The sequence below is a fragment of the Catellatospora sp. TT07R-123 genome, assembly GCF_018327705.1.
GTDB lineage: Bacteria > Actinomycetota > Actinomycetes > Mycobacteriales > Micromonosporaceae > Catellatospora.
Window position 1 is genome coordinate 390480 of the sequence record NZ_BNEM01000002.1, and the last position, 24054, is coordinate 414533.

21 protein-coding genes are annotated in these 24054 nt (G+C 69.0%); 6 read left to right on the top strand and 15 right to left on the bottom strand.

The window, feature by feature from the left end; translation table 11 throughout:
* Window positions 1-256 precede the first annotated feature (256 nt).
* Complete coding sequence (locus Cs7R123_RS22125; RefSeq protein ID WP_212829624.1) at window positions 257-577, bottom strand: DUF3027 domain-containing protein; 321 nt, start codon at window positions 575-577, stop codon at window positions 257-259.
* Complete coding sequence (locus tag Cs7R123_RS22130) at window positions 546-7286, bottom strand: DUF5615 family PIN-like protein (RefSeq protein ID WP_212829625.1); 6741 nt, start codon at window positions 7284-7286, stop codon at window positions 546-548. The genes Cs7R123_RS22125 and Cs7R123_RS22130 overlap by 32 nt, the downstream gene beginning before the upstream one ends.
* A gap of 296 nt (window positions 7287-7582) precedes the next feature.
* Here Cs7R123_RS22130 and Cs7R123_RS22135 point away from each other — a divergent pair, with 296 nt between their 5' ends.
* Window positions 7583-8128, top strand: a complete 546-nt coding sequence (locus tag Cs7R123_RS22135; protein WP_212829626.1) for a helix-turn-helix domain-containing protein — start codon at window positions 7583-7585, stop codon at window positions 8126-8128.
* Window positions 8125-9021: an MBL fold metallo-hydrolase gene (locus Cs7R123_RS22140; RefSeq protein WP_212829627.1), complete on the top strand. Its 897-nt coding sequence runs from the start codon at window positions 8125-8127 to the stop codon at window positions 9019-9021. Before Cs7R123_RS22135 ends, Cs7R123_RS22140 begins: the two co-directional genes overlap by 4 nt.
* A gap of 45 nt (window positions 9022-9066) precedes the next feature.
* Here the strand turns inward: Cs7R123_RS22140 and Cs7R123_RS22145 are convergent, their stop codons facing one another.
* On the bottom strand, window positions 9067-9342 hold the full coding sequence (locus Cs7R123_RS22145) for a hypothetical protein (RefSeq protein WP_212829628.1): 276 nt from the start codon (window positions 9340-9342) through the stop codon (window positions 9067-9069).
* A gap of 184 nt (window positions 9343-9526) precedes the next feature.
* Between Cs7R123_RS22145 and Cs7R123_RS22150 the strand changes: the two genes are divergently transcribed.
* A complete protein-coding gene (locus Cs7R123_RS22150; RefSeq protein WP_212829629.1) occupies window positions 9527-10381 on the top strand; it encodes a hypothetical protein in 855 nt (284 codons plus the stop codon).
* Between the two features lie 67 nt (window positions 10382-10448).
* On the opposite strand, the gene Cs7R123_RS22155 is transcribed toward Cs7R123_RS22150, so the two are convergent.
* The 3 genes from Cs7R123_RS22155 to Cs7R123_RS22165 form a co-directional block, all read right to left on the bottom strand.
* Complete coding sequence (locus Cs7R123_RS22155) at window positions 10449-10973, bottom strand: hypothetical protein (protein ID WP_212829630.1); 525 nt, start codon at window positions 10971-10973, stop codon at window positions 10449-10451.
* A gap of 70 nt (window positions 10974-11043) precedes the next feature.
* Entirely contained in the window at window positions 11044-11763 is a 720-nt protein-coding gene (locus tag Cs7R123_RS22160; RefSeq protein ID WP_212829631.1) for a Crp/Fnr family transcriptional regulator, read from the bottom strand.
* 30 nt (window positions 11764-11793) lie between these two features.
* Window positions 11794-12294: a Pycsar system effector family protein gene (locus Cs7R123_RS22165; RefSeq protein WP_212829632.1), complete on the bottom strand. Its 501-nt coding sequence runs from the start codon at window positions 12292-12294 to the stop codon at window positions 11794-11796.
* Window positions 12295-12467: 173 nt separating this feature from the next.
* Here Cs7R123_RS22165 and Cs7R123_RS22170 point away from each other — a divergent pair, with 173 nt between their 5' ends.
* Both Cs7R123_RS22170 and Cs7R123_RS22175 read left to right on the top strand, forming a co-directional pair.
* Complete coding sequence (locus Cs7R123_RS22170; RefSeq protein WP_212829633.1) at window positions 12468-13154, top strand: hypothetical protein; 687 nt, start codon at window positions 12468-12470, stop codon at window positions 13152-13154.
* Window positions 13151-13963 (top strand): hypothetical protein, encoded by an 813-nt coding sequence (locus Cs7R123_RS22175; protein ID WP_212829634.1) that lies wholly within the window; start codon window positions 13151-13153, stop codon window positions 13961-13963. Before Cs7R123_RS22170 ends, Cs7R123_RS22175 begins: the two co-directional genes overlap by 4 nt.
* A gap of 80 nt (window positions 13964-14043) precedes the next feature.
* On the opposite strand, the gene mraY is transcribed toward Cs7R123_RS22175, so the two are convergent.
* From mraY to Cs7R123_RS22190, 3 genes are all read right to left on the bottom strand, one after another.
* Complete coding sequence (gene mraY, locus Cs7R123_RS22180) at window positions 14044-15147, bottom strand: phospho-N-acetylmuramoyl-pentapeptide-transferase (protein ID WP_212829635.1); 1104 nt, start codon at window positions 15145-15147, stop codon at window positions 14044-14046.
* Window positions 15148-15329: 182 nt separating this feature from the next.
* Window positions 15330-16484, bottom strand: coding sequence for a hypothetical protein (locus tag Cs7R123_RS22185; protein ID WP_212829636.1), 1155 nt, complete (start codon window positions 16482-16484; stop codon window positions 15330-15332).
* A gap of 1 nt (window position 16485) precedes the next feature.
* Window positions 16486-16995 carry a SigE family RNA polymerase sigma factor gene (locus tag Cs7R123_RS22190; protein WP_212829637.1) on the bottom strand — a complete coding sequence of 170 codons (510 nt, stop codon included), beginning with the start codon at window positions 16993-16995 and terminating at the stop codon, window positions 16486-16488.
* Window positions 16996-17166: 171 nt separating this feature from the next.
* Between Cs7R123_RS22190 and Cs7R123_RS22195 the strand changes: the two genes are divergently transcribed.
* Window positions 17167-17736, top strand: a complete 570-nt coding sequence (locus Cs7R123_RS22195) for a GNAT family N-acetyltransferase (protein ID WP_212829638.1) — start codon at window positions 17167-17169, stop codon at window positions 17734-17736.
* A gap of 15 nt (window positions 17737-17751) precedes the next feature.
* Here Cs7R123_RS22195 and Cs7R123_RS22200 read toward each other — a convergent pair whose 3' ends face one another.
* The 6 genes from Cs7R123_RS22200 to Cs7R123_RS22225 all read right to left on the bottom strand — a co-directional run bounded on the left by Cs7R123_RS22200 (window position 17752) and on the right by Cs7R123_RS22225 (window position 24049).
* A complete protein-coding gene (locus Cs7R123_RS22200; protein WP_212829639.1) occupies window positions 17752-18075 on the bottom strand; it encodes a hypothetical protein in 324 nt (107 codons plus the stop codon).
* A gap of 36 nt (window positions 18076-18111) precedes the next feature.
* A complete protein-coding gene (locus Cs7R123_RS22205; protein ID WP_212829640.1) occupies window positions 18112-18321 on the bottom strand; it encodes a hypothetical protein in 210 nt (69 codons plus the stop codon).
* A 137-nt stretch (window positions 18322-18458) separates the two neighbouring features.
* Window positions 18459-19940 carry a dynamin family protein gene (locus tag Cs7R123_RS22210; RefSeq protein ID WP_212829641.1) on the bottom strand — a complete coding sequence of 494 codons (1482 nt, stop codon included), beginning with the start codon at window positions 19938-19940 and terminating at the stop codon, window positions 18459-18461.
* On the bottom strand, window positions 19937-21778 hold the full coding sequence (locus tag Cs7R123_RS22215) for a dynamin family protein (protein WP_212829642.1): 1842 nt from the start codon (window positions 21776-21778) through the stop codon (window positions 19937-19939). Before Cs7R123_RS22215 ends, Cs7R123_RS22210 begins: the two co-directional genes overlap by 4 nt.
* A 7-nt stretch (window positions 21779-21785) precedes the next feature.
* Entirely contained in the window at window positions 21786-22982 is a 1197-nt protein-coding gene (locus Cs7R123_RS22220; protein WP_212829643.1) for a hypothetical protein, read from the bottom strand.
* Window positions 22979-24049, bottom strand: a complete 1071-nt coding sequence (locus Cs7R123_RS22225; protein WP_212829644.1) for a hypothetical protein — start codon at window positions 24047-24049, stop codon at window positions 22979-22981. Before Cs7R123_RS22225 ends, Cs7R123_RS22220 begins: the two co-directional genes overlap by 4 nt.
* Window positions 24050-24054: the final 5 nt, after the last annotated feature.

Below are 24054 nucleotides of genomic sequence, written 5' to 3' on the forward strand. Positions count from 1 at the left end.
GCCGCCGAGCTTTGATCTGAGCTCAACGAAGCGAACCCATATGGACCGAGTCGTCCCTCACGCCAATATTGAAGGTCGTCGCGACTGAAACACCCCAGTCCGGCGCAACTCAATTTGGACGGTATTCCTCCTACCGTCAGAACGCAAACGGAGTGGCACCCATATGAGCAAGGTGCCACTCCGCAAATCCAATAATGCTCAGTCGCCAGGCTGGTAATTCGGTGCACGTTACTTTCTGCGTGCCCCTGCTACCAGATCACATACTTTCCGGAGTTACCCATTCGTCGGCTTCCTCGAACGCCGCACACCCATCATGCTCGAACATTACTCGCCCGTCGAAAGGAGAGTCTCCATTTGCACACGCACCGTAGTCAGAACCCATTTCGCCTGCCAAGGGGAACCAGAACCTACAACCGCCACATTGTTCGTCGTACCACTCGTCGCGGTATGTGAGATCGTCCGTGTTCCGGTGACGTCGCGCGATCCAACGCGCGTGAATACCATCGAGGGTCTTCTTACTCCGGCCTACATGTTCCGCCACGATCTCACCTCCCCAGCAGGATTCGCAGGATTCCATCCACGGTAGTCACTCGCCGATCGACATTAACAGACAGGTCGCCGAATCCACCGTCCATCTGGCGGCCTCTGTCGCGCGTGATTATCTTAGCACCCAGTTGCTCAGCCAATTGCAGCAGCTGAGGGTCCTTGGTACCGCCAAGGCCCATTTCCTTAACGCCGCGAACATTAATGCCTTTAGCTCTCAATAGTTCGGCCAACGCAGGCGACAAATTCTCATCAAGAATGTACCGCTGGCCGCCGCCGGTAAACCCCGCCCTTTTCGCCAGCAAGTCCCGCATGGCGTCAGACAATTCGCCTGTCGGACAACCATTGGTGTTGTGAACCAGAACAGGCGAATTACCCGCGAGGACGTAGTAGGTGTGGATCTCGGCGACGGTGAGATTGTGCATGGCCTTGGAGCCGATGCTGTTGCGGATTCCCTGAACCGCAACATCACCACCGACACTCGACAGGATCTCGCCCGCGCGCAGAACACTAGCCGGGACCCAGTGCTCCCGCGTGACTGACCAAAACGGGTGCTCCCAGGTCGTCTCCAGAACCGACACCGAGCCATGTCCATCATCGACCATAACGGAGGTGAGCTGCGTATCGTCGTTCAGGTGCAGCTGTGTCACGGGTTCGGCACGTGTCTCGCCCGTTTCGGGGTCAGAAGCCAGGACCTCGTCCCCGAGGCCGACGTCTTTGATCTTCTTGGTCGTGCCATCGGCCATCAACACGGGCGTGTCGGGATCGAAACTGTTACAGGCCTTCGGCACCTTGGGTGCGTCATCGGTCTTCTTGAGTACGCCTTCGCCGAGATCGACTAGTTCGTCGCAGTGCCGGACGCACTGCTTGCCGAGGTCACCGATCAGGGGGATGAACGCGAGGCCCGCCGCAGCGCTGCAGCTCCACGAGATGTCGTTGGCGCATACGATGGCGTCCTTGATGTCCAGAAGGACGCCGTACGGTGTGAAGCCGACGACTACGTCCGAGATGATGGCGAAGGCATCTGGATCCTCGGGCGGTCCGCTGAATTTCTCCTCAAGGTAGTAGTAGTTGTTCACATAGTTCGCGGCGCACTTGTATACGGTGCCGTCGCCGCACAATCCTTGACGGTCGTTGCGGTCGTTCTCGTAGAACTCGGACCAGATCAGCCCGGTCGGATCGGCGTACGTCGCCGGATTGCTCCCGGAGTACGCGTAGCCATGCCACTGCCGCGGATCGTTCAGATCAATGATCGGATCGACCGAGATGAAGCGACCGGTCCCCGCGTCGTACTCACGGGCACCGAGGTGCGTTAGGCCGGTGTCGTCGAGAGTCCCGCCGACGAATCCCTTGGTGCCGACGAACAGCCCCTGCGCCCCGCGTTTCTCGCCGAAGGGCATGGTGCGGTTGCGGGTGACGCCCAGGGTGGCCGAATTGATCTGGATCTGCTGGGTTCCGTGGTTATCGGCGCCGGTCCAGGTGAGCCCGGTGGAGTTGCGGACCGCGAAGTCCTCGTAGTACCGGGTTCCCAGCGGCGAGCCGCCGCTGGGCAGTTCTAGTTCGGTATCCCCGAGATAGAGAACGGTCTTGGTGGGAGCCCGGCTGATCAGACGGTTCCCGTCTGCGTCATAGAGGTATGACGTGACGTTGCCGCCCTGGGTGAGGGTCGCGAGGTGCCCTTCGGCATCCCAGGTCAGGTTCTGGGTGGCGCCGGTCTCGGTCTGTCGGAGGCTGGTGTGCCCGGCAGTGTCGTAGTCGAAGGACCGGCTGGGCGTTCCGGCGAGCGGCCCGGTGGCGACGATCGTGTCCAACGCGTGGGGTTGCGCCGTGCCCTGCGTCGGATAGGTGTAGGTCCAGCTGGTGTTGGTGCCGCTGGGAACCTTGTCGGTCTGGGTGAGGCGGTTGCCGACGACGTCGAAGGACCACTCTCGCCAGTACGGGTCGGAGCCGGTGCGTTGCGGGGTGGTGCAGCTCCAGGTGGCTTCGGTCCATGCCTTGGTCATGCGGCGCTGGTAGTCGTAGTTGAAGCATTCGACCTGGTCGGTGATGCCGCTGGTCTTCCCGGCGATGGCGGTGACGTTGCCGGAGTCGTCGTAGCCGTAGCTGGTGGTGTACCGGTCGACCCAGGTACCGGGCGTGGCCTGGTTCTCGGTGTCGATCTGGTTGACCGTCAAACGCGGGGTGGGCGCGTCCCAGGTGTTGGTGCGGCGGACCTGCTTGCCGGCGGTGCCGTTGACCGTCTCCTTGACGGCGCCGTCCCAGCGGTAGGTCAGCGACGAGATGTAGTCGGCGATGCCGCTCTTGACCGTGGTACGCAGCCCCTGATTGGTGTAGGTCGTGGTGATCGTCTCGGCCGGCAGGCCGCCTGCCAGCGGCGGAGTGATGGTCTTGACGGCGCCGCTGTTGGTGTAGGTGCTGACCGTGGTGTAGTCGGCTGCAAGCGCCCCGTTGGGGGTCGAGACGGGAACGGTGACCTTTACCGACTCGGGCCGGTAGCCGTCGTCGTAGGAGCTGACCGTCACGACATACGCCAGGCTGCCGTCGTAGCGGGTGGAGCTGGTCAGCTGGCCCAGATCGACGGTGTCGTAGGTCCAGCTGGCGAGCAGCGGACCGGCGGTGGTGGTGCCGTTGTGCAGCTTGGTCTTGCGGCCGAGGTTGTCGTAGACGTACGTCAGGGCCTGGCCGCGGCCGTCGGTGCTGGTGGTCAGCTGTCCGGCGTTGTCGTAGCTCATCTGCGTCGTGCCGGTGTCAGGGTCGCTGGCTGCGGTTTTGCGACCGAGTAGGTCGAAGGTGTAGGTCCAGTCGTTGCCGGCCGCGTCGCTTACTGACGTCAGTTCATTGCGCAGGTTGTAGCCGTAGGTGGTGGTGTCGTATGCCCCCGCCGGGGTGGCTCCGTGGTACAGCCGCTTCTCCACCACGTTGCCGCGATCGTCATAGACGTCCTGGGTGGCGGTGCCGCCAGTCGGCGGGGTGACCGAGGTGCGGTCCCACTGGTAGGCGGTGCTGGTCTTCCACTTCAGCGTGTTGAGCGACCACAGCTCGTCGGTGAGCTTGCGGCCGCGACCGTCGTAGGTGAAGCGAGACTGGCGATCCACGTCCACGTCGTTGAACGCGAGCAGAGTCGAGGTCGGCCCGCTGGCGTTGTTGTAGAACGCCGACGTCTTTGCTGCCAGGCCGCGCTGGTCATAGGTGGTGTCGTTGACGACCCGCTTGCTGTCCGGTGCGGTGGTCTGCACCTGCCGGATGCGAAGGAGTCCGTCGTAGATCTCGTACGAGCTGATCTGGTTGTCGTTCGGCCCGAGCGTGTCGGTCCGCACCCAGCTCGGGCTGCAGACGGTCGGCGGGTTCGGGCAGCCGGTGATGGAGTAGGTGTAGGCGACGTCTGGGAGACCGCTGGCGTTGCCCGGCTTGGTGACCGATGTCAGGCGTCCCAGCGGGTCATAGGTGCCCGTCGTGACCTTTCCGTTGGCGTCCGTGACCGTCGCCGGGAGACCGCGGTGAACATTGAGGCTCGTGATGGTCGAGTACCCGGCGCCGTTGGTCGCGGTGACGGTCTGGGTCAGCCCGTCGCCGTTGGGCGCGTAGGTGGTGGTGGTCTGGCGCCCCAGTGCGTCCTTCGCGGACGTCAGCTGGCCGAAGTCGTCGTACTCGAGGTTCTGGGAGGTGGTGATCCAGCCGGTGTCGCCGTAGGCGTCGGTCTTGGTGACGTTGCCGCGACTGGGCGCCGCACCCCAGGAACCATTGTCGTAGTAGTTGCGGGTGTCCGACAGCAGGTCCGCAGGGATCGTCGGCGTGACGCTGCACAGCTTCTTCACGGTCTGTTCCCGGGACAGGAACGAGTACATGTTCGCGGTCGGGGCGTCGGCGTAGGTGTATCGGATGCAGGTGTCCTGGCCGTTGCCGGGTGCGTATTCCTGCTGGCGGTCCACCAGTCGGCCTGCGGTGGCGGCGGTGGTGCTGAACGTCTGGCGTACGACGTCGCGGGTCGACCAGCCCGAGCCGGTCCACTCCCAGCGGATCTTGTCCTGGTCGCGGGTGATGTAAGAGTAGTTGACCGCGGGTGTCGTCCAGTCGGTGAGGGTCCGGGTGCCGGTGGTGAGCTCCCAGGGTTCGGTGCGGATCCGCTGGACGGCGGTGCCGCCGGCTTGGTCGTAGGTGGTCTCCTGGAGCTGGTGCCCGGTCCGGTTCGCCAGGTCGTACCAGACCAGGCCCATGCCGTCGGTGATGGTGACCGACCGGGTGCCGGTGTCGGTGGAGTCGCCGTACAGACCGCGGAAGTACAGGTAGCTCGTCTGCGACCGGGTGCCCGCAGCCGGGCCGGTCGTGACTGTCACGTCCGTGTAGCCGCGCCAGTTGCCCCACGACCGGCCGTTGGACGTGCTGAACATCGCCGCGCCGTCGTCGTGGGCCCACAGCACCTTCGTGTTCGACGATGCCGTGGAGTAGGCGTAGGTCGTGGTGACCGGCGGGGAGCCGCCCACCAGGTCGGACTCGACCACCTGGGTCACGACGCGCTTGTGCCACCAGGTCCAGGCCGTGCTGCCGGATGGGTTGGTGTACAGCTGCGGGAAGCAGCGGTGGGCGTTGACGTCCGGGTTCGGGAACGTCAGCGTGCCGCCGAAGACGCAGTCGGTGCCGTCACCGTTGTTGTTCGCGTCGTCACCGGAGTACGTGACGTCGATCTGCTTGCCGGTCTCGGTCTTGATCTGCACGATCCGGTACTTCATGTGCGAGGCCATACTCGCGCCCGGGTCGTAGTCGGCCCGGTTCTGCGACCGGCCGCCGCCGGAGGTGATCGCCGGGAACTGCAGCGACGGCAGGGTCGCGGTCCCGCCGACCTTGCCCGTGTGGGTGATCTTGTTCAACCACAGCACCGGCGACAGCGACGTGCCAGTCGACGGGAAGCTGTGCTCCAGCGCCCACTCGTCCACCGTCGCGTACACGCCGCCGGACAGCACTTGCGTCTCGATCTTCGTCAGTCGCTTGGTCGACCAGAAGCTCGGCACCATGTTGTTCGAGCACGGCGCCGCGGTGCAGTCCAGGTCCCATGGCGTGTCCGGCCAGTTCGCCTCGTCATGCGTGCTGCACGACGCGGTCACGCAGCGGTCGCTGTAGGTGAACGCCACCTGCGCCCGCGCCTTCACCGTCGCGGCGTCGTGGACCTTGTTCGTGCCGTACTCGATGCGCGCCAACTGGATGTCACGCCGGTAATTCTGCGTCGTGTTCGCACTGCCGTTCAGGGCAGTCTTGTTGGAGTCGGAGGTGTAGAACAGCGTCATCTCGTTGTTGTTGCGGTCCAGGACGTAGTCGAGCATCCACCGCATCGCCTGCTGCGAACACCGTGACGACGACGCCACCCCGGTCGTGTTCTGGCAGGGTTCGCCGGTGTGGTTGGCGAACACCGGCACCCACTGCACCGAACCCGTGCCGTTGCCCGACCGCATCGTGTGCAGGCCGAAGAAGTACTGCGTCCCGTCCCGCGTGGTGACCTTCCAGTACTCGTTGTCGTCGAGGTCCTGGTTGGAACCGGACGCACCGTGGAGCAGCTCGACCTTCTCCCCGTCGCCGTCCTTCAACCGCCACGTGCCGTCGTCACCCCACACGATGTCCGACGATTTGCCGTTCAGCATGATCGCGGCATTGTTACGGCGCCAGCACAGGTCTCCATGGTTCAGCGACGGGAACAGCGGCGAGTAGCCCCCATCCGTGTCATCGCCGTCCTGCGCACACGGGCGGTAGGCGCGCTCGATGAACCCGGGCGAGTACGCCCAGCCCTCGCCGATCACGCTCGGCTGCGTGTTCCCGCCTGCAGTCTGCCCGTCCACCGCTCCCGAGCTGTAAGTCAACGCCACCTGCGGCGCCAACCCGCCCGGCACCGGCGGGACCTCGATCGGATAGGAGTAGTTGAAGTTGCCCGCGCTGCCGCCCGCCGACCACGACGACGACTGCTTCAGGTCCGACTTCGTGAAGTTGCCGACTTCCGACGTGGCACCCGCTGACATCGCCACCACGACTCCGGCGGCATCCGCGTTCTGCGCTCCGGCGGCTAGGGCACCAGCAGCTGTCTCCTGCACCGGCTGCCCGAGAGCGATCTCAGCCGAGACCTGGCCGGCCTTGCCGTCGTTGACCGACGCCAGCGGCGTCGCCACACCGCACGCCGCGACCGGCGGCGTGCTAAGCGCACACTGCGGCACCTGCGACAACCGCAACCGCCACGCCCAGTCAGCACCATAAGCATGCGCGAACGACGAGTAGTCCAGACCCAGCCGAACCGCACCGCCGGTCCCGCCGTCCGTACGCGACACCCTCATCAGCAGCGCCGCACCGACCGCATCGGCCTGCTGCTTGCCCAGGACCTCAACCTGCACCGCGGCAGGCTGATCAGCTGCGGTCCGAAGACCGCTGGCCGGGCGGCTCGACAATGCGTCGGGGGCGTGATCGACCGCGGTGACCGTCACCGGCAACCCACCCGGCGCACCGGCACCCCTAGTACGCGACCGGCCGTCCGCGGCCAGATCCATCCTGATGACCGACTTACCCGCCTTCGGCCACGCCACCGGTGACGGCTTGAACGCATCGGCCAGCGTGCCAGACGGTGGCAGCTGCACCGTTCCTGACCGGACGGGGACCGAGCGATCCGCCGACACACCGACGGCAGCCTCGGCCGCAGGAGTCAGCGGAGGAACGAACGGCAGCAACCCTGCCGCCAACGACAACGCCAGTATCAACGGAATTCGGTGCACTGGCCTGGCACGTCTCGATGACGCAGACACGAGCTCTCCCCTAACGAAGATCGATAGCGGGGAGACTCTAATGATCTCGATGGACGCCAACAAGAGTGCAAATCCGACAGGTCCAATGTGCCCTGACCACGGCCGGTGATCGTTGCCCACCCGTGATACGGACCCGGACGCCAGCACGCGAACACCTGTGGCGGCCGGACCGCGCACCAGCCGCACAGCCCGCAGGAGTCCGGAACAGACCTCTAAAGCCAAAGACTACTTTGACACTACGCATATGCCAAAGTAGTCTTTGACATATGCGCGTCACCGATCCTCAGGCAATCAGGGCCCTGGCCCATCCCCTACGGCTGGACCTGCTGCAACTGCTCGGCGCGACCGGTCCCGCCACGGCCGCGCAGTGCGGGCGGGTGCTCGGCGTCCCGCAGGCGAACTGCTCCTTCCACCTGCGGCAACTGGCGAAATACGGGTTCGTCGAGGAAGCCGGAGCAGGCGAGGACCGCCGCGAACGCCAATGGCGGGTCGCGGCCCGGCAGCCCACGATGCGGATCGACTCCGGCACCGACCACCTGTTGCGCCAGCAGCTCGAAGGCACCGTCGTCGACCGGGAGACCGCGGCGATCCGTGCCTACGTCGACCGCGAGCACGACGAGGACCCGGCCTGGCGGGCCGGGCTCGGCATGACGTCCGGCATCGCGGCGCTGACCGCCGAAGAGGCAGCCGACCTCAAAGCCAAGTGGACCGCACTGCTCGCACCGTACCTCCAGCGCAGCGCCGACACGCCGCCGGATCAGCGGCACGTCCGATTCTTCTTCGCCGCCACCCCCATGGGAGAACCCCGATGACCCAGACCACCGGCAGTCTCGACGTCCGCTGGAACCACGGCACGCCGCGCCGGGCACGCACCACCGAGCCCGGCATCCAGGTCCACCGGTACGACGACCGCACCGCGATCCTGCGGCAGAGCAAGACGGTCAGCTACGAGGCACCGTTCATGTACCTGCTCATCGGCGACCGGCGCGCGCTGCTGCTCGACACCGGCGCCACGGCCGACCCGGAGCTGTTCCCGCTGCGGGCCACCGTCGACGACCTGCTCGCCCAGGCCACCGGTGACCCGGCATACCCGCTGGTGGTCGCGCACTCGCACGGCCACGGTGACCACGTGGCCGCCGATCCGCAGTTCACCGACCGGCCGAACACGACCGTCGTCGGCCGCGACGCCGACAGCGTCCGGGAGTTCTTCGGGCTGGCCGACGCCTCGCCGCTCGACGCCGCCGCTTTCGACCTGGGCGAGCGCGAGCTCACGATCCTGTCGTCCCCGGGTCACCACCGAGCCGCGATCACCGTCCACGACCATCGCACCGGCTTCCTGCTCACCGGGGACACGGTGCTGCCCGGACGGCTCTACGCCTTCGACTACCCCGCTTTCCTGGCCACCCTCGACCGGCTGGCCGCCTACGCCGAACAGCATCACGTCACGCACGTCCTCGGCTGCCACGTGGAGATGTCCGCCGAGCCCGGACGCGACTTCCCGCTCGGCGCCGCCTACCAGCCGGGCGAGCGCGCACCGCAGATGACGGTCGACCAGCTCAGGGCCGTCCGGGACGCGGCGCACGCGGTTGCCGGGAAGCGTGGCGCGCACCGGTTCGACGACTTCATCATCGTCAACGAACCCCGCAGACGCGACATGATCAGGCTGCTGGCGCGAGGGCTCGCCCACAAGGCGATCGGACGGTAGCGGCGGCGTGGGAGGCGCTGGTTTCGCGGAGGGCGCGCCGTCGGGTCAGTACGCGTCCTCGTCCACCACGTCGCCGTCACTGTCGTAGACCGGTGCCGCCTCTTCGAGGGCGTCACGCCAGGACCGCTCGTCGTCGGTGCACGTGCTCCAGGCATCGCCACGCACCTCCCACATCGCGGCGAGCCCGAGCAGCGCCTCTGCGGTATCGGCGCTGAGCAGGCACCCGTCCTTCCGGGCCGCGTACTCGGCCACGTACTCACCGGAAGCGTCGCGGACATAGCTCAGCTCGACCACGTATCCCTTCGCTCTCAGCGCGAACAACGCCGGACCACCGGTGTTACCCGCGACCCGGATCCTGACCCGGTTGCCGCTCAAACCGCCAGCCTCCTCACCGCCACCCGTAATTCGAAGACCTGCCAAGATTAGGCAGACCCTTGGCGGGATCACCGTCGCCTGTCGCGAAAACTCGACGCGCGGCCAAGTACAGCGCTGAGAGGATTCTCCCGTGAATCCACAGGCACTCCACGACACGGCGAGGCGCTACTTGATGGTGCGATACGCCGAGCTGGCGGATCGCTACGCCGGGCTCCCCGGTCAGGGGCGAGCCGCCGACGGCTTTCACTACACCGATGAAGCCAGGAGCATCTATCCCCGGTACAACGTCGTGGACGCGATCCTGATCGAGATCGAGCGCCTGGACGGGGATGATCTTCCTGATGCCAGCACACTCGTGAAGGCGTTGTCGCGGGCGGGCAGCGAAGCCGGATCTGTGTTCACGCAGCCCGACGACGAGGTCGAGGCCCGCGCCATCGCGCAGGAGCGGGCCCGCTTCCTACAGCAGGTCCAGCAGTGGGCCACCATGCCGGAACTACCGGCCGATCCGGTCGGCTACCGGCGCGTCATGACGACAGCCGAGTCGATGTACTGGCGGGAGCGCTTACAGGAACGTTTCGGTGTGGTTCGCCTGGCCTGGCATCCGATGATCTCTGCCGAGATCCCGAGCGACGTCGTGATCCTCCGGGGCGACGCCATGTGGGAGGAGCCCAACATCGACGCCGTCCGGGCCGTGCTCGGCCGGCTCGGGGTGCGCCGGGTGGTCGAGCTACGCGAGCACGGCCCCGAATACGAGGTCGAAGTGGGCCTCATGACGCCGCGGTATACGGGCGCTGAAGGTGTGTGGTGCGACGATTCGCTGAGCTGGATCGCGTACGCGTCCCACGAGGCGACGGTCGCGTTCGGCGGGACCTTGGCGCAAGGGCTCGCGTCGGGCTGGCCGCAGGCGCAAGCCTGGCGCTGGAGCCCCGTACCTGACTGCCGTACGACCCCTACCTACGGGTCATCATCCGCACCCGGCAGATGACTCGGCCACTCCCCCGGTGGTGGCGGCCCGGTCGGTGCCGGGCCGCCACCGCCGCTCGGGCGGACGGTCAGGGATTGACCACGTTGACCGCCAGGACGTAGTCGTCGAGGGTGAGCGTGGTGATGCCGCTCATCCGCAGCGCCTGCGCCTTGATGGAGTAGTTGCCCGGCCCCAGCGACGGCGAGAAGCGTTCGAAGCTGCGCGCCTGCTCGGATGTTCCCGGCGTGTCGAACTTGAAGTCGACGCCGGCCACCGGGCTGAACTCGGTGACGGTGCCCGTGGCATTGTTGACCACGATGATCCGCACCGCGCACCAGGCGGTGGCGGTGCCCGCGCACAGCGACTCCGCGCTGAACCTGGCGTCGACGATCCTGTTGGTCCCCGCCGGGACGACCACCTGGACGGTGGTGCTGGGCACGTCGCTCCACGTCGCGACGGTGTTGATGGTCCACGCGACGGGATCGCCGGTGAAGATCTGCACGCTGGACTGGGTGCCGGTCTGCGAGATGCCGCTGGCGTACGCCACACCCGAGCCTGCCACCAGCAGCGCGCCGATGATCGCCGCGATCGCCGTCATGCTTCGCCGTTTCACGGTCCTGCCTCCTCTGGCCTCGGTCCGGCCCTCGGTGAGCCGGTCCCGTCCAGATAAGGGCACTCGCGGGTCAGCGATCCGGTGAAAATCCGGCTTCTGTGAGATCTCGCAGGTCGGCGAGCCCATGCGGATCGAGGACGGCGATCTGGCCATACCCGGTCGCGATCACGCCCGCGGCGCGCAGCTCCCGCAGTGCCTTGTGGACCGCGGACTCCTTGCCCCCGATCATCGAGGCCAGCTCGGGTTGGGTGAGGCCGACCATGAGGCCGCCGCCGGGGCCCGGCCTGCCGCAGACCGGGATCAGGTCGGTCAGCACGCGCGCGACCCGGACCTTGGTGGGACAGCTCGCGAAGTCGGCCCGGCGCTGGTTGGCCCACAGCAGCCTGTCTCCCACCACGCGGGTCAGCTGAGCCGCCGCCGCCGGGTGCGCGGCCAGGAACGCCTCGAAAGCCGGCCGCCGCACCACCACTGACACGACCCGGCCGCAGGTGGTCACGGTGGCCGCGCGCCGGTTGCCGCTGACCGCGGCGAGCTCACCGACGATGTCGCCGGGCCCTCTGATGGCCAGGACCGTCTCGGTGAGGTCGGCCGCGATCGCGGTGACCTTGACGAAGCCGCGTTCGATGAGCTCGACGTGGCGGCTCTGCTCGCCCTCGGTGAGCAGGCGGCGTTCCGGTGGGATCGCCCGCCGGACACCGGCGCTGAGCAGCTCCTGGCGGTCGCGGTCGCTGAGCGAGCCGAGGAAGCTCGCCGCCGGCCACGGCACTGCTGCCGCGCTCACCACGCTCATCGCCGCTCCCACGGTACGCTGGGGTCCAGTTTAGACGGCGACGAATCCGATGACCAGCATGACCAGGCTCGACAGCGTGAGGATCACCGAGCCCTGGAGCAGCCGGTGCTTGTGCCAGCTCAGCCGGCTCACCACGACGATCTGCCGGGTCAGCATGGCCACCTGGCCGTTCTCGTCGAGGTCCCGCAGCCGGGCCGCCAGGTCGGCCTCAGCCCAGTGCCGGACGTGTCCGAAATAGATGGCGTTGTCGGCGCGCTCAGCCCTGGCGCGCCGCGCCGAACCGACCAGCGGCAGCACCGCCGCCCCGGCCAGCAGCATCGCCACCGTGAGCACGGCCACCCCGACCAGGCCCAGGGACTGCGCCCAGGCGCCCCGTTCGGCGTTGCGCACCCACTGCTGGCCGGTCGCCGCGGCCACCAGCAGCAGCCCCTCCAGCGCGAGCATGATCGACGCCTTCACGTCCACCCGGGCGACCGAGGCCTCCTGCACCGCATGCAGCCGCCAGGCCAGATCCCGTACCGATTCATCCATGAATCGAAGAGTAGAAGGGTGTCCACACAACCCGTAGAATTGCGGTATCGCCCGGGCCGCTTCGGCGATGATTCCACTGACGCGAATTCCGCCGCGGAAACGCCGCTACGGGAAGGCCTGTGATGCCCCAGCAGGATCAGAGGAAACGCTATCTGTGCCTTTCGGTCGACGTCATGGGATACGGGCGCCACACCGATCCCGGGCAGCTGGAGATCCAGCGGCTGCTCATCGAACTGCTCGACGTCGCCGGGGCGCGCGCCGGGGTGGACCGCAGCCGCTGGCACCGCCAGGCCAAGGGTGACGAGGAGCTCGCGCTGGTCCCCGTCGACAGCGCCGCGCCCCTGGTCATCGGCGACTTCTGCCTGGAACTGGCCGCCGCGCTGCACCGCCACAACCTGCGGCCCGGACCGCTGGGCCGGCTGCGCCTGCGCCTGGCGGCCGACGAGGGGGAGGTCGAGCAGGGCGCCAACGGATTCGTGGGCCGCGCGGTGGTCGGCGCCACCCGGCTGGGCTCCTCGCGCGAGGCGCGGCAGGCCCTGGAGGAGTCGCAGGGGACTGACCTCGTCGTCGTCCTGTCCGACAGCGTGTACCGGGACTGGGTGGACAGCGGCCGGGGCGGCCTGGCCCGCGAGCATTTCCGGCGGGTCCGGGTCCGGGAGAAGGAGACCGAGACCGACGCCTGGCTGTGGCTGCCAGGCGCGTCCGCGAGTGCACCGGGCACCCCGACCGGCACCGGCGACACCGGCGGCACTCCCCCGGTCCCGCCCGCTGCGGGCGGGCGGACGATCAACATGTCCGGCCGCTTCAGCACCTACATCGAGAGCGGCGACAACATCCACATCGGGGATGAGCACCATTGAGCGCGCACCATTCGCAGGGGCGCGCGTCCGACGATGACCGGGTATTCGAGACCATTCAGCGGATCGCCGACGGCACGGCGGGCGTCAACGACCGCGAATACCTCAAGACGGTGCTGTCCAATTCCCGCGGCATAACGCAGATCGGCGGCCACAACTACTACGTGGAGAGCAGCGGCGCGGTGCACATCGGGGACAGGTATTACACCGGTCCCAGTGCCGCGGTGCTGCGCGGTGTCGTCGAGGACAGCATCGAGGACGCCTTCGACGACATCCCGCGCGGCGGCCTGCGCAGCTTCGGCGGCCTGCTGCGCGGCGCCGGGATCCTCATCAGCACCGGCAGTGTCGGCATCTACTTCGCGCGGATCGGCTTCTTCAGCGATACCCTCGACCGCACGAGTTTCGCCACCGCCGCGGCCGGAGCCGTGGTCGGCAGCGTCATCACCGGCCTCGGTGCGGTGATCCAGGGCTGGGAGCGGCCCCGCTCGCACCGCAATCCGCCGACCCCGCCCCGGCCGCCCGGCCGGACCGCAGCTCCCGGCCCGGACCCCGGAGACCATCATGCGGCCGGCACGCGCTCGGCACCGCTGCGCGGCTTCGGTGGGCTGCTCCAGACCGTCGGCTACCTCGGCTGCATCGCGGGCATGTGCATGTTCTTCTATCCGCTGATCGGCTTCATGGCCTCCGACATGCACACACCGCCCAGCGGAGAGTTTCCCCCGCTGCTGGCCCGCCAGGGCATCGCGGTGTTCGGGATCGGCGCGGTGCTCAGCTGGGTCGGCCGGGTCCTCGACGGTGTGCGCCGGCGGTAGATCCGCCCGAAGGCGCCGGGCCCTGGCCGCACGATCCGCCGGGGCCCGGCATCACGGATGGACTGCCCGGAGTGCTCGCTTCATGTCGCGGCCGCCAGGAAGTCCGAGTAGAACAGGCCCAGGCCCGCCGCCACGCAGACGCCGGCCACGGTCCAGAACCGAACCACGATGTTGACCTCGCTCCACCCGGCCAGGTCGAAGTGGTGGTGCAGCGGCACCATTCGGAAGACACGTCTACCGGTGGTCCGGAACGAGACGATCTGGATCACCCAGGTGGTCGCGATGATGACGAAGAGCCCGCCGATCAGGACCGACAGCAGCGTGGTGCGGGTTGCCACCGCGAGACCGCCGATCAGGGCGCCGAGCCCGAGCGAGCCCACGTCACCCATGTAGATCCGCGCCGGGGACGTGTTCCACCATAGGAAGCCCACGCAGGCACCGGCGGCCGCCGCCGCGATCATGGCGATCTCCAGGGGATCCCGGACCTGGTAGCAGTAGTCGTTCACGCGGACGTACGCGTCGTCGGCGCACCAGTGCCGGTACTGCCAGAAGCCGATCAGCGCGTATGCGCCGAACACCAGGGCCGACGCGCCGGTAGCCAGGCCGTCGAGGCCGTCGGTGAGGTTCACGCCGTTCGACATCGCAGTGATCACGAAGACGAACATGATCACCGTGCCGACCTTGCCGACGTCCAGCCAGCTGATGTCGCGGATGAGCGAGATGTGCTCGCTGGCCACGGTCTGGCCGTTGGTGCTGGCCACATAGAGCGCGGCGATGCCGAACCCGCCGCCGACGATCGCCTGGCCGAGCAGCTTGCCTTTCGCGGACAGGCCGTCCGAGCTGCGCCTGCGCACCTTGAGCATGTCGTCGAGGAAGCCGACCCCGCCGCAGAAGACGAACAGCCCGAGCAGGACCAGGGCCGTCATGGTCGGGCCCTCCTGCGCGATCTGCCGTTCGGGCAGGGTCATCAGGGCGATGTGCCCGGCCACGTAGGCGAGGACGGTCGCCACGATGAAGGCGACGCCGCCCATCGTCGGCGTGGCCTTCTTGCCCTGGCTGCTGGCGAGCCCGAGGGATCGGATCGGCTGGCCGGCCTTGAGCGCGGTGAAGACGCGGACCGCGACCGGGGTGCCGCACAGGGAGATGATGAACGCGACCGCGGCCGCGACGATGACTGCCCTCACCAGCGGCCCGCCGCGAGATCCGGATTTCTCACGGCGTCTCTGAGCCGGCGGTGCAGGTGGTCCCCCACGAGATCATCGATCACAGGACGTGAGCTTGCCATCCGGCAGCAAGCAGGGCAACCAGGCGGGAGCTGTTCGGCTGCTCCCGGCCGACCATCTCCCGACTGGTCACCCTGCTGCTCTCAGTAGTGCAGTGCCTCGGCCAGGTCGATCACGCCTCGTCCTGCCAGCTCCGCGTGGACCGGGCCGTCCGTGGAGATCTCGACGACGGCGTCGTCAAGGCGCAGCAGCCGGACCGTCTCGGCCGTGCCGCCCGCGCCCTGCTGGCTGAACCCGCCCAGGCCGCAGGTGCCGTTGCGGTTGCCGAGGCAGACCGGCGGCGACGGGCAGGCGCCGTACGCGCAGGCCGGGGTGAACGAGACCGCCAGCCTGCCGTACGCGCCCAGGTCCACCCGGGTGCGGAAGCCGACGGTGGGCGACCCCTGCATCTGCGGCACGTCGATGCGCGCGTCCGGCAGCCGCGCCCGCAGGAACGTCGCCAGCTGGGCCGACAGCTGCTCACGCGCCCTGTCGGGTGCCGGGGACGGCGCCACCGGTCCGTCGGGGAACACCCCGAGGCCGTCGGCCTGCACCAGCTCCAGCAGCTGCCGCACAGTCAGCGGCGGCGAGCCGGAGTGGACGGCGTCCACGTAGCTGTACGCGCTGACCATCGTCCCGTCGGGCAGGTACGCGTGGGCGCGGTTGAAGCCCCAGTCGGCCACCGACAGCAGCACGGCCCCGTCGGCTGTCCGCTGGTAGCCGCAGGCCGTGCTGATCGGGGTGGCGCCGTCGCACTGGTCGTTGCGGGTCGGCGCCACCTGCGGCGCGCGGCCTGCCTCGACTGCCACGAAGCCGCGGACGTCCGGCAGCGCCAGGTCGAACAGCGCCTCATACTGCGCGAACCGCCGGTTGTAGACGAACGCTGTGGGGTCGTGCGCGGTGATCTGCGCCTGCGGCGCGAGCGCGGCCAGGCTGCCGCGCACCGCGGCGGCGAGCCGGGTCACGGTCTGCGCGCACCCGCCGGGCAGCGGCCCGACGGCACCGGTCGCGGTCGACACCGCGGCGGGAGCAGGGGTGGGGCAGCCGGTCGCGGTGGCGACCGGGGCACGGCCACCCCCGCTGACGAGCAGCGGCAACGTGAGTACGGCGGCGACGAGCGCGGCGGTGCCGGTGGCTGAGCCGGCCCAGCGCAGCCTGCGGGAACGCCGCTGCTCTGCGGCGATCAACGAGTCGAGATCGATGCCGCTGGGCGGCGGGGCGTCCACCGCGGCGCGCATCCGGTGGGTCAGGTCGTGCATCTCATGCCTCCTCGGCGACCAGTCCGGTGCCCCCGAGGCGCGCGCGCAGCGCCTCCAGGGCCCGGAACGTCTGGCTCTTGACGGTGCCGGTCGAGCAGCCGAGCTCGGCAGCGGTCTGCTCGACCGACAGGTCGCAGAAGAAGCGCAGCACGAGCACGGCGCGGCGGCGGGCCGGCAGTTCGGCGAGCAGGGCGGTGACGTCCAGGCGCTGGTCGACGCCGTCGGCGCCGGGCACGTCGGCGGCCCGTTCCGGCAGGAACTCGACCGTGCGCTCGCGGCGCCACGGGCGGCGGCGCTCGTTGAGCATCGCCCGCAGCATCGACGTACGCACGTAGGCGTCGGGATGCTCCATCCGCGACACCCGGTCCCAGTGCCGGTACAGGCCGGTCAGCGCCGCCGACACCATGTCGTCGGCGGCGTGCCAGTCGCCGCAGAGCAGGTACGCGGTACGCCGCCAGCCGTCCATCCGGCCGGTGACGAACTCGCGGAACCCGTCGACGTCCTTGGCCATCCCGTCCTCCTCGTCCTCACCCGTCGAACACGGGACGGGCGGGCCGGGGTTGCCCGGATCGGCAGGAGATTATCGGCGCGGGCTTTCCGGGCGCCGGGAAAACCCGTTGCGAGTGACCGGCGTCAGGTGTCTGGTTGATCGGCCACCGATCACCGAAGGAATATGACGCGCATGCCGCTGCCCACTCCCACGTTGCACACCGCCCGCCTGCGGCTGCGTCCGTTCGACGACGCGGATGCCGACGACCTCTTCGCGCTGCACAGCAGCGCCTACGTGCTGCGCTACTGGGACTCGCCGCCCTGGACCGATCGCGCGCGTTCCGAGCGGTTCCTCGCGGCGTGCCGGCGGATGGCCGAGGAGGGCACCGGGGTGCGGCTGGCCGTGGACCGTGTCTCCGACGGGGCCTTCGTCGGCTGGTGCACCCTGAACCGGTGGAATCCGGACTACCGCAGCGCGTCGCTGGGCTACTGCTACGGCGAGGCGGCGTGGGGCCACGGCTATGCGACGGAAGCCGCGCGCGCTCTGCTGGGGTGGGCTTTCGACACGCTGGACCTGAACCGCGTCCAGGCGGAGACCGATACCCGCAACACGGCCTCTGCCCGCGTGCTGGAAAAGCTCGGGTTCGTGCGTGAGGGGACGCTGCGGGAGGACTGCGTCGTCAACGGCGAGGTCTCCGACTCGTGGGTCTACGGGCTGCTCAGACGGGAGTGGCAGCCGTCCGGGCCGGTCCCGGCCCGCTGAGCGACTGCGGCTGCCTCACCTCAGCCGGCCTGCCACTGCCGCGATGGCGGCATCGATCGATGCGAGGCTGTAGCCGGCCAGTGGAATCCTGGTGATCGCGAGGCCCATCTGGGAATCCGCGGCGACGTCTGCCAGCGACGGCGCGTTGAGCAGCCCTTCCACCGTGTCCGTACGCGCCATGCCTGCGATCGTTCGCTGGGTATCGAGCTTGATGATCGCGTTTGTGGCCGGGCCGACCAGCTGCGCGAGCTTCCGTCCGGAGATTCCCGACGCGGTGGCCCTGGCGACCTCGGCGCGCAACTGGATCAGCCGATGGTAGATCTCGGTGAGTTCACCCATGCCGACCCTCGCCTGTCGTCGTGACCGCCTGCGCTCTCAACGAGCGCTGCGCGCCTGGTGGAAGTACAGGAAGCCTTCGAGGGCCACGATCCCGACGCCGGCGACGACGAGCAGCATGCCGATGACCGCCAGTGTCTTGTTCTCGGCTCCGATGCGTTCGCCCAGCGGGCCGACTCCGCCGCCGAACGAGGCGAGCAGGCCGCCCACGATGACCGCGCCGACCCCGATGCAGAACCAGTTACCCACGAGTTGCCCCCGCTCGTCAGTGGAAGGGCGCCGGTGAGTACGTTACGCAGACCGGGATGCGTGCGCCATCGACCGAATAACCGAAGTTCTTCGTCCTATAACGACGGACTGGTGTGACCGCCCGGCGATGCCGCTGGTCAGGCGCCGGATCCGGTGGCGCTGTGGAAGTAGATCGTCTCGCAGACCTCGCGGGCGGTCCGGGCGTGCCTGGCGACCACGCGGAGCGGGGAGCCCTCCAGCCGGCGCCAGCGGCGCACCTGCGCGTCCGCGGCGGCGACCAGGGCGCCGGGGTCCGCGTCGGCGGCCAGGCCGAGGCACTCCCGGTCGTCGGCTCCGGTCGCCAACCGGACCAGCGCCTGCTCGTCGGCCGCCTCCAGGCTGAGCCGGTGGGTGGCCAGGTCGACCAGTGCCGTGGTCAGCTCGGCCTGCCGCATCCGCGGATGGCGGCGCACTTCGGCCAGCCTCGCCCGTAGCGCCTCGTACACGTCGCGTTCGGCTTCCGTGGTCGCGGCGGCACCGGCCAGGTCGATCCGCGCCAGCGCCGACGAGGCGCGCAGCCGGTCGGCTGAGGCCACCAGCGTGCTGAACACGAGCCTGTTCAACTCGTCGACCCCGGAGCTGCGCCTCAGCTCGTCGAGCAGGGGTTGCGCCCCGCTGACGCCGCGTCGGGCGGCCGCGACCGCGCAGCGGATGCCGTACCGGCTCAGCAGCCGCGACAGCCGCTCCCGCTCGTCGGCGCCGATCGGGCAGCTGTGCCATTCCCGCAGGTTGCGGGCCGAACGCAGGGCCTCGGCCAGGTCGGCCGGATCTGCGTCGGCCAGTCGCGCGACCAGCTGCGCGTCGGCCTCCCCGAACCCGTCCCCCACCGCCGTCTGGGCGAGCAGCCCGGCGACGGGCACCGTGGTCGCGATCAGCCCGCGCAGTTTCGCGCTGTACGTGGTCGCCAGTTGCGTGGCCAGGGGCCACGGGTCTGAGATGCCGTCGCCGAGCAGGTCGATGCGGCTGAGCACCCCGAGCACGTTCGCCGCCGTCAGGGCGCCGTTCGCCTTGCGGCGCAGCGCCTCCAGGGCCGCCACGTCGCCCTCACCGGGGTGGGGCATGACGTAGATGAGCGCGTCGGCCTCGGCCAGTGCGGCCATGGCCACGTCGTCCAGCCCCGACAGCGAGTCCATGCCGGGGGTGTCGATGATCGTGTAGTCGGTGTCGAGGCGCTCGTTGACCACGTGCACGACGAGTTCCCGGACCTGCTCGCGTGGCACGCCCAGCTCACCGAACTCGTCCGGGACACCGCCGCCGGGCCGGGACGCGACCGTCGTGACGCGCCCGTCCACGTGGCGCACCTCGATGCGGTTCTGGTGGGAGTGGCGGAACCACGCCACGACCATGGTGCACTCCACGGCGGCGGTCGCGGCGACCTTCTGGCCCACCAGAGCGTTGATCAGCGTGGACTTGCCGGCCTTGACGCGGCCGCCGACCGCGATGCGCAGCCGCGTGTCCGCCAGGCGGTCGGCGACGGCGCCGACCGCCGCCGCGAAGCGTCCGGGTGGCAGCGCCGGCCTGGCCGCTGCGAGGATCTCCGCCAGCTGGGCGCACAGCGGACCCGATGTCCGGGCCGTCACTGGGCGCCGAGGCGGGTCTGCAGCTCGGCCAGGCGCCTGCTGACGGCCCGCAGCTCGTCGGTGTCGACGGTGGCCCGCTCACGCAGGCGCGCCAGCTCCTCGACCGTGGCCGCCAGGTGCAGCCGGTGCTCGGCAAGTTCCCGCTCCAGCCGGGTCCGCTCCTGCCGGATTCGCTCGGAGATCGACTCGGTCAGCCTGGCCGTCGTGGCGGTGATGCCGTCGTGGATGCGTGCGGGCACCTCGGTCTCCAGCTCGTTGGCGACCCGGTGCAGGTACCGGCTGGCGTCGCCGCGGGCGCGTTCGAGGTCCTCCCGGCGCTTGCGCCGGCCCATGAGGCCCGCCATCACGCCGATGCCCGCCGCGGCGGGCAGCAGCACTCCGCCGGTGATCGCCGCGAGCACGACGAAGGTCAGCAGCCCGGCCCCGCCGTGCGGCATGGCGCGCTCGACGGTGGCGAGCACACCCTTGTCGTCGCGGGTCTGCCGGATCGGTTCGGGCAGGGCGCGGACCCGCTCCGGCAGTTCCAGTTCGCGGCCGGCGGCGGAGTCGGCGCCGTTGAAGTTGCATGCCACCTCGGCGGACACGGTGGCGATGCCCTGCCGGGCAGCCTCCTCCAGCTGGAGCCAGAGGCCGCGTACGCCGTCCTCCAGGTCGGCGGCGAGCTCGGACAGCCCGGCCGCGTCCGATGTGTGGATCTTCTGCTCGCCCAGCGTCCGCAGGTCGTTCAGGCTGCGGCGGAAGCCCAGCTGCAGGACGCGTTCCAGTTCCTCCATCCGCTCCCTGAGGGTGGCGCGCCAGGTCGCGTTCTGGCTGTCGAGCTGCTGCAGCCCGATCTCGCGGGCGTGGATCTCCGCGGACAGCTTGGGATCCTGCGCCAGCGAGCGCAGGTGCCGCTCGAACCGCTGTAGCAGCGGGTCGAGCGCGGCGCGCGCCACGAGCAGCGCGTTGTCGAGCCGGATCTCCTGCGCCCGCCGGGCCACCCCCTCGTCGATGGCGCCGAGCAGCGCGGCGAAACCGCTGCTGTCGAGCCTGCGCGCGGCCAGGGCGTGCTCGCCTGCCTCGGTGGCCGCGTCGGCGTCGGACTTGTCCCGGCTGCTGACCGGGAACCAGGGCGACTCCTCGTACCTGGGTGCGTGCTCGCGGACCAGGTCGCGGTTGCGGACCAGGACCTTGTCCCAGTCGTCGTGCTTGTCGATCTGGGTGAGCACGAAGTACACCGTGGCGATGCGCTCGCTGGCGCGATGCAGGAAGTCGAGCTCCGACCGGGTGAGCTCGGTCGATCCGTCGACCACGAACAGCAGCGCGTCCGCTCGGGCCAGCGTCGCCATCGTGATCTGGGTGTGCCCGGCGATGAGGCCGCCCACCCCGGGCGTGTCGACCACGGTCAGGCCCAGGGCCAGCAGCGGCGCGGGCACCCCGATCTCCACCTGCCACACGTCGTCACGGCGGGGCAGCTGCGTGGCAGGGTCGAGCGCCGCGTACGTCTCGACCTCGGTGAGGCCGATCTCCCGGCGGCCGGACTCGCCTTCGAGGTGGGCGTAGGCGCACGGCTGGTCCGCGTGCCGTACGACCAGGTGCACGCTCGTGGCCACGTCGACGCCGACGGGCAGCAGGCCCGGCCGGCCGACCAGCCCGTTGATCAGCGAGCTCTTGCCGCGCTTCTTCTCCCCGACCACGACCAGGGTCGCGGCGTCGGCGCCGATACGGTCGCTCTCCTCGCGGATCGCGGCGGCCAGGCGGTCGCGTTCGGGCTGCTCGCCGAGCCGGGCCACGGCCGCGGACGCGTCGGCGCAGGCTGCCACGACCGGCTCGGTCAGCGGATGGGTTGACTGGGACACCTGGACCTCACTCGTCGCCGAAGAGCTTGTCGTAGTCGACCTCGTCGGGGCTGGCCTGCCCGGTACGCCCCACCACCGGCCCCGGCGGCGGCACCGGCCGCTGGACCGGCTCCGGATCGGGCTGCACCGCCGCCGCACCGGTCGACTTGCCCGCCTTGAAACCCGTCATGTTGTAGTTTTCGTCAACCGTCCGCGGCTGGAGCGGGTCGCGTCGCCCATCGTCATACGGACCGTGCTGAGGGCTGCTCGGCTTGTTCCGCCCGGTGATGCGATCGAAGGCGCCGTCGACGGCACCGAGGGCGAAGTCCCTGGCACTCCGAGCTCCACCTGTCAGGCGGTCGATCAGGTCAGGCGACTGCTCCGGCGCCTGCTGCGAACCCGGGTGGGTGGGACTCTCGTTGCTGAACGTCCACCCGCTCGGGGTTCCCGGAGGTGCCTGCGGACTGCTGCGTTGGCGGTCGTCCGCCTCGCTGACCGTCGGCGACGGCTCGAAGGCGAACCTGTCCACGTCGTCGACGACGACATGGGTCGCGCCGCGGCGACGTGCCTGGCGCTGCTGCTGCCAGCCGAACACCACGGCGAACGGCTCGTAGCTGGTGAACGCCAGCTCCCAGAAATGCTCAGCCTTCGCGGCTGGAATGAGCCAGGTGCCGTCCTTGACCTTGAGCCGCAGCTGCTGTCCGTCATCGTCGATCGTGGATTCACGCTCGGGCAGCCGACCCGCCCGGGTGTCGTGCCATGGCGCGTGCTCCGGCGCGGTGATGTGCGGGTCTCGCAACTGGCTGAGGTGCTTGTCCCAGTCGCCGCCCACCCAGTGGGTGTACACCGGCCCGGCCCACTCCTGCCAGTGTTCCCGCAGTTCGGCCAGTGTCGGCGGGTCAGGCGTGCTGGCCGGGGCGACCCAGCCGACGAAGGTGTGCAGGGGCCGGTTCTCGTGGCTGTTCATCTCGGGATGCAGCTGCGCGGCCCGGCAGGCGACACCCACCAGCATGTTCCCCGCGCTGTCCCGGCTGATCAGGAAGCGGGGGCGGTCGAGGTGGTGCCCGCCGTCGACGACCGCGCCGACGGCGGTGGTCAGCCAGTCGCGGTGGGACACGCCCGCCGGGACGGCCCGCCACCACACGTCGGCGTTGCGAGTGCGGCCGAACACCACCGGAGCCCACCCGGGCGCGGACGCCACCTCGTACTCTTCGTGCTGGTTCATATTTGGAAGCGCCCGTCCTTGATGATGGGGTACTTGGCCAGCTGCTCGACGAGCTTGGCGATCGTCGACTCGTCGGTGCTCATCCGCCCGCCGAGCTCGCTCATCCGCCCGTCCAGCTGGTCGATCTCCTCACGCATCCGGCGCATGTCGCCCCGCTGGAACAGCTGGGCAGTGAACTTGCCCTCCAGTTCCCGCAGCTTGGCCGCCGACTCCGACTGCGAGGCGCGGTAGGCGGCCATCTCGGCGTTCTGCTGCTGGAGGGTCTCGGTCAGGTAGTACAGCAGCGAGAAGATGAACGGGAGGTGCACCCCGACGGGGTCGACCTCGCTCGGGTCGACCTTCGTATACTGCTCCAGCCCGAACCGGCCCACCTGGACCGGGCAGATCAGCGCGGTGATGCCCGGCTGGAAGATCTTCGGCATGATGTGCTGGAGCTGCCGCACCGCGATCGAGCGGGCCTTCTTCCATTCCAGCCCGCTCAGCGCCGGGATCAGGTCGATCTTGGTAATCAGCACGACCACGGACGGGGCGAGCTGGCCCCGAGCGCGACGCGCGGTGACCGCATCGTCGAGCAGCCTCGACATCTTCGCGATACGCATCGGGTCACTGCCGGGGTTGAGCGTCAACGACTCACCTTCGGGCAGGTCCTTGATGGCGGCGATCCAGTTTCCCAGATGCCGGCCGTCGAGGACCATGTAGACGGTGTCCGTCACCAGCAGCCGCTCGTGGATCTCCTTCGCGTCGTCGGCACTGGTCGTCTTGACGTCCAGCACACCGCCGCGAAAGTCGACGCAGTCGATGGTCAGCAGGCTGTCGAACCCGTGCTTGAGCACGAAGTCGTATCGCTTCTGCCCGTCGACGCTGGTGGCCGGGGGCAGTTCACCGGTCTCGCACAGCGCGCTCCAGGCGTCCATCAGGTCGATGTCGTCGTCCGGGTCCTTGGTGTACAGGAAGTAGTTGGCCACCCCGGCCGACATCGCGGCGTACATGCCGTGCATGAACAGTGTCTTGCCGGACCCGCTGGCGCCGAGCACCGTCAGGTTCACCTTGGGAATATTCGCGGTCATCGTCA

What these genes read in the sequence shown, in the direction of transcription:
- Cs7R123_RS22125 (WP_212829624.1), bottom strand. Translation starts at nt 577, where the DNA reads ATGGAATCCTGCGAATCCTGCTGGGGAGGTGAGATCGTGGCGGAACAT.
- Cs7R123_RS22135 (WP_212829626.1), top strand. Translation starts at nt 7,583, where the DNA reads ATGCGCGTCACCGATCCTCAGGCAATCAGGGCCCTGGCCCATCCCCTA.
- Cs7R123_RS22140 (WP_212829627.1), top strand. Translation starts at nt 8,125, where the DNA reads ATGACCCAGACCACCGGCAGTCTCGACGTCCGCTGGAACCACGGCACG.
- Cs7R123_RS22160 (WP_212829631.1), bottom strand. Translation starts at nt 11,763, where the DNA reads ATGAGCGTGGTGAGCGCGGCAGCAGTGCCGTGGCCGGCGGCGAGCTTC.
- Cs7R123_RS22165 (WP_212829632.1), bottom strand. Translation starts at nt 12,294, where the DNA reads ATGGATGAATCGGTACGGGATCTGGCCTGGCGGCTGCATGCGGTGCAG.
- Cs7R123_RS22170 (WP_212829633.1), top strand. Translation starts at nt 12,468, where the DNA reads ATGGGATACGGGCGCCACACCGATCCCGGGCAGCTGGAGATCCAGCGG.
- Cs7R123_RS22185 (WP_212829636.1), bottom strand. Translation starts at nt 16,484, where the DNA reads ATGCACGACCTGACCCACCGGATGCGCGCCGCGGTGGACGCCCCGCCG.
- Cs7R123_RS22190 (WP_212829637.1), bottom strand. Translation starts at nt 16,995, where the DNA reads ATGGCCAAGGACGTCGACGGGTTCCGCGAGTTCGTCACCGGCCGGATG.
- Cs7R123_RS22195 (WP_212829638.1), top strand. Translation starts at nt 17,167, where the DNA reads ATGCCGCTGCCCACTCCCACGTTGCACACCGCCCGCCTGCGGCTGCGT.
- Cs7R123_RS22200 (WP_212829639.1), bottom strand. Translation starts at nt 18,075, where the DNA reads ATGGGTGAACTCACCGAGATCTACCATCGGCTGATCCAGTTGCGCGCC.
- Cs7R123_RS22220 (WP_212829643.1), bottom strand. Translation starts at nt 22,982, where the DNA reads ATGAACCAGCACGAAGAGTACGAGGTGGCGTCCGCGCCCGGGTGGGCT.
- Cs7R123_RS22225 (WP_212829644.1), bottom strand. Translation starts at nt 24,049, where the DNA reads ATGACCGCGAATATTCCCAAGGTGAACCTGACGGTGCTCGGCGCCAGC.